We start from the raw sequence: 5,139 nt of genomic DNA, 5'->3' as shown, positions 1-5,139 counted from the left end.
CTGACGCACCGTTTTCGCGAGCAGGCTCGCTCCCACAAGTGTTTATGCATAGCTAACTAACTATTTGTTTGACATTTGCTGCCTAAGCAGTAATATCTCGACATACATTCACTGCCTAGGCAGCTAACGGTATCCCGATGAAGCATTTCACCCCGGACGAATTCCACAATTGCCATCTCGGCATGCTCCTTGGCCGCGCTGCGGCGCTCAAGGACCGGATCATCGACACCCACATGGAGCCCGTCGGCATCACCGCCGCGCAGTTCAAGGTGTTGATCATCATGGCCCAGCACGGCATCGATACGCCGGTCGAGCTGTGCCGGTACCTGTCGCTGGACAGCGGCTCGATGACCCGCATGCTCGACCGCCTGGAGCAGAAGGGCTTTCTGGTTCGCCAGCGCTCGGCACAGGATCGGCGCCAGGTTCGTCTGGTGCTGACCGACGCCGGCCAGGCCCTCGCCGATCGCCTGCCGTTCATCGGCGCCGACGCCATGAATCAACTGGCCGGCGCCATCAGCCGCGAGGAGCTGCAAACCCTCGAAGACATCCTCAAGAAAATACTGCTCGCCGCCGGTGACCCCATCACCGTCCTGCGATTGGGGGCCAAATGAAACATCAAACCTTGCGTACCCGCCTGAGCCTGGTGCTGTTGGCCATGAGCCTCGCCGGTTGTGCCAGCTACAGCGGCCTGAAGACCGAGGGCGTCAGCCTGGAGGCCAAGAGCCTGCAGGCTGGGCAATCGCTGACCGGGGTCAAACTGTCGCCCGCCGCGTGGCCGAAAAGCGACTGGTGGAAAAGCCTTGGCGACCCGCAACTCGACGGCTTGATCCGTGAAGCGCTGCGCGACAGCCCGGACATGCAGATCGCCAGTGCCCGGGTGCACCAGGCCAGTGCCGCTGCCTATGCTGCGAATGCCGCGCGTCTGCCGACCCTCGACGCCAGCGGCAGCGTCAGCCGTTCGCGCCTGGCCCGTGACCAGGACCCGCAAGGGCAGGGCGGCGCCTATAGCACCCTGCGTTCGCTGAGCGTGGATTTCAATTACAACTTCGACCTCTGGGGCGGCCAACGTGCCGCCTGGGAAGCGGCCCTGGGCCAGGCCCGCGCCGCCGAGATCGACCGCCAGGCGGCGCAACTGACCCTCGCCGCCGACGTGGCCCGGGCCTACAGCGACCTGGGCCAGGCCCACATCATTTATGACCTGGCCAATGAAGACCTCAAGCGCACGCGGCAGATGCTCGACCTGGGCAAGCGCCGTCTCGGTGCCGGGATCGACAGCGAATACCAGTTCCAGCAGACCGAAAGCCTCGAAGCCAGCGCCGATGCGACGCTGATCGACGCGGAAAAACGCCTGCAAAGCGCAAAGATCGCCTTGGCGGTGCTGCTGGGCAAAGGTCCCGACCGGGGCAACGAAATCGCCCGGCCCAACGTGCTGCAGGCCAGCGCGGTGGCCCTGCCGTCGAACCTGCCGGCCGAGTTGCTCGGCCGCCGTCCGGACCTGGTCGCGGCGCGGTGGCGGGTCGAGGCAGCGAGCAAGAACATCGAGGCCGGCAAGACCAACTTCTACCCCAACCTCAACCTGAGCGCGGCGGCGGGGGTGCAATCGCTGCTGGGTGACGCGATGTTCGGCGCGCCCAGTCGTTTCTTCAACGTGGCGCCGACCGTGTCGCTGCCGATCTTCGACGGCGGCCGCCTGCGGGCGGACTTGGATGCCCGGGACGCCGATTACGACCTGGCGGTGGCGCAATACAACAAGAGCCTGGTCGCGGCCCTTGGCGACGTCAGCGACACCATCAACCAGTTGCGCGACATCGGTCGGCAGCTCGGCGCCCAGCAACACGCGGTGGATATCGCCCGCAACTCCTACGACACCGTGGTCCAGCGCTACGGTTCCGGCATCGGCAATTACCTGGATGTGTTGAGCATCGAGCAACAACTGCTCCAGGCCCAGCGCCAACTGGCGACCCTCAATGCCGAGCAGATCGATCTGTCGATCCAACTGATGCAGGCCCTGGGCGGTGGTTTCGATACCCAAACCATCGCTTCGGCCACTCCGGCCGCCACCGCGCCGACTCACTGATTCGAGGTACTGGTCATGGCAACTGCCGAAACTACCCAAGAAACCCAACAGGACAGCGGCAACCCGCGCAAGCGCAAGGTGTTGCTGCTGGCCCTGGCCCTGATCGTCATTCTCGCCGGCGTCGGTGTCTGGGCCTGGCATGAACTGTATGGACGCTGGAGCGAAAGCACCGACGATGCCTACGTGAATGGCAACGTGGTGGAAATCACCCCGCAAGTCACCGGTACCGTGGTGAGCATTGGTGCCGATGACGGTGACCTGGTGCGCGAAGGCCAGGTGCTGGTGCAGTTCGACCCGAACGACGCCGAAGTTGCCTTGCAAAGTGCCCAGGCCAACCTGGCCCATACCGTGCGCCAGGTGCGTGGTTTGTACAGCAATGTCGACGGCATGAAGGCCCAGGTACATGCGCAGGAAGCGGAAGTGCAGAAGGCCCGGGAAAACTACAGCCGACGCAAGAACCTGGCGGCCGGCGGGGCGATTTCCCAGGAAGAACTGTCCCACGCCCGGGACGACCTGACCTCGGCGCAGAACGCCCTGGCCAATGCCCGGCAACAACTCATGACGACCAGCGCGCTGGTGGATGACACCGTGGTGTCGAACCATCCCGACGTGCAGGCGGCGGCCGCGCAACTGCGCCAGGCTTACCTGAGCAATGCCCGCAGCACCTTGATTGCGCCGGTGACCGGTTACGTCGCCAAGCGCACCGTTCAGCTCGGGCAACGTGTGCAGCCGGGCACGGCGCTGATGGCGGTGATCCCGCTGGACCAGCTGTGGATCGACGCCAACTTCAAGGAAACCCAGCTGCGTGACATGCGCATCGGCCAGCCGGTGGACATCGAGACCGACCTTTATGGCAGCGACGTGAAGTACAGCGGCACAGTGGACAGCCTGGGCGCCGGCACCGGCAGCGCGTTTGCCCTGCTACCGGCGCAGAACGCCAGCGGTAACTGGATCAAGATCGTCCAGCGGGTGCCGGTGCGCATTCATATCAATGCCGAGGAGCTGGCCAGACATCCGCTGCGGGTCGGCCTGTCGACCCAGGTCAACGTCAATCTCCGCGACCAGAGCGGCCCGGTACTGGCCCAGCAGCCACCGCAAAAAGCCTCGTTCAGCACCCAGGTCTACGACCGCCAGCTGGCCGATGCCGACGCGATGATCACTCGGCTGATTCATGAGAACAGCGCGGCGGCGAGCAAGACCGCGCAGCGTTGAAGCAGCCCCGTCGAACCCTGTGGCGAGGGAGCTTGCTCCCGCTCGGCTGCGAAGCAGTCGTAAACCGGCGGGTGCGGTGTGCCTGACGCTCCGCATGCGACAGGTTTTGGGGCCGCTTCGCGACCCAGCGGGAGCAAGCTCCCTCGCCACGTGTCTGGCGCAGACTCAAGTGACAGCATTCAGGTCCTGGCGGTCTTGCTCCAATTTTGTCACCACCGCTTCATAGGATTCTCGCAATGAGCAATAACGCGTCCTTCACGCCGCCCAGCCTGTTGCTCAGCACCATCGGGTTGTCGCTGGCGACGTTCATGCAAGTGCTCGACACGACCATCGCCAACGTCGCCTTGCCGACCATTTCCGGCAACCTGGGCGTGAGTTCGGAGCAGGGCACCTGGGTCATCACTTCGTTCGCCGTGAGCAACGCAATCGCGCTGCCGCTGACCGGTTGGCTGAGCCGCCGGTTTGGCGAGGTGAAACTGTTTTTGTGGGCAACGATGCTGTTCGTCCTGGCCTCGTTCCTCTGCGGGGTTTCCACGTCGATGCCCGAGCTGATCGGTTTTCGTGTGGTTCAGGGCCTGGTGGCCGGGCCTCTGTATCCAATGACCCAGACCTTGCTGATTGCCGTGTACCCGCCGGCCAGGCGCGGCATGGCCTTGGCATTGCTGGCGATGGTCACCGTGGTGGCGCCGATCGCCGGGCCGATCCTGGGCGGCTGGATCACCGACAGCTACAGCTGGCCGTGGATTTTCTTCATCAACGTGCCGATCGGGATTTTCGCGGTGCTGGTGGTGCGCCAGCAGCTGAAGGCGCGGCCGGTGGTCACCAGTCGCCAGCCGATGGATTACGTCGGGCTGATCACCCTGGTCATTGGTGTCGGGGCGTTGCAGGTGATCCTCGACAAGGGCAACGACCTGGATTGGTTCGAGTCGAACTTCATCATCCTCGGCGCGCTGATCTCGGTCGTTGCGCTGGCGGTGTTCGTGATCTGGGAAATGACCGACCGCCATCCGGTGGTCAATCTGCGGCTGTTTGCCTATCGCAACTTTCGCATCGGGACGATCGTGCTGGTGGGCGGTTATGCCGGGTTCTTCGGCATCAACCTGATCCTGCCGCAGTGGTTGCAGACTCAGATGGGCTACACCGCTACGTGGGCCGGCCTGGCGGTCGCGCCTATCGGGATCCTGCCGGTGTTGATGTCACCTTTCGTTGGTAAATATGCCCACAAATTCGACCTGCGCCTGCTGGCCGGGCTGGCGTTCCTGGCGATCGGCCTGAGTTGCTTCATGCGCGCCGGGTTTACCAACGAGGTGGATTTCCAGCACATCGCCCTGGTGCAGCTGTTCATGGGCATCGGCGTGGCGCTGTTCTTCATGCCGACCCTGAGCATCCTGATGTCGGACCTGCCACCCCAGCAGATCGCCGATGGCGCGGGGCTGGCGACGTTCCTGCGGACCCTGGGCGGCAGTTTTGCCGCGTCGCTGACCACCTGGATCTGGATCCGCCGCGCCGACCAGCACCATGCCTACCTGAGCGAAAGCATCAGCACCTTCGAACCGGCCACGCGCGAGACGATCAACCAGCTCGGCAGGGCGAGCACGCCGGTATACGCCCAGCTCGACCAGATCCTCACCAGCCAGGCGTACATGCTCTCCACCGTGGATTATTTCACGCTGCTGGGCTGGGCGTTCATGGGGTTGATCCTGCTGGTGTGGCTGGCGAAACCGCCGTTTGCGGCGAAGGCGGGGCCAGCCGCCAGCGGTCATTGATGGCGGGCGCAGTCCAACCTGTGGGAGCGAGCCTGCTCGCGAAAACGGATTATCAGTCAGTGATGTTTTGACTGACACACCGCA

Annotated in this window: 4 protein-coding genes; all 4 read left to right on the top strand. The window is 63.9% G+C overall.

Features of this window, described 5'->3' with window-relative positions:
• The first annotated feature begins 137 nt into the window (after positions 1-137).
• The 4 genes from ACE04F_RS15540 (at position 138) to ACE04F_RS15525 (ending at position 5,055) form a co-directional block, all read left to right on the top strand.
• On the top strand, positions 138-611 hold the full coding sequence (locus tag ACE04F_RS15540) for a MarR family winged helix-turn-helix transcriptional regulator (protein ID WP_305495695.1): 474 nt from the start codon (positions 138-140) through the stop codon (positions 609-611).
• Positions 608-2,077: an efflux transporter outer membrane subunit gene (locus ACE04F_RS15535; protein ID WP_486107995.1), complete on the top strand. Its 1,470-nt coding sequence runs from the start codon at positions 608-610 to the stop codon at positions 2,075-2,077. Before ACE04F_RS15540 ends, ACE04F_RS15535 begins: the two co-directional genes overlap by 4 nt.
• A 15-nt stretch (positions 2,078-2,092) precedes the next feature.
• Positions 2,093-3,289 (top strand): EmrA/EmrK family multidrug efflux transporter periplasmic adaptor subunit, encoded by a 1,197-nt coding sequence (locus ACE04F_RS15530; RefSeq protein ID WP_486107993.1) that lies wholly within the window; start codon positions 2,093-2,095, stop codon positions 3,287-3,289.
• Between the two features lie 236 nt (positions 3,290-3,525).
• Positions 3,526-5,055, top strand: a complete 1,530-nt coding sequence (locus ACE04F_RS15525) for a DHA2 family efflux MFS transporter permease subunit (protein WP_486107991.1) — start codon at positions 3,526-3,528, stop codon at positions 5,053-5,055.
• Positions 5,056-5,139 lie beyond the last annotated feature (84 nt).

The sequence above is a fragment of the Pseudomonas sp. AGC41 genome (assembly GCF_057334555.1).
This window is presented reverse-complemented; position numbering and strand designations above follow the sequence as displayed.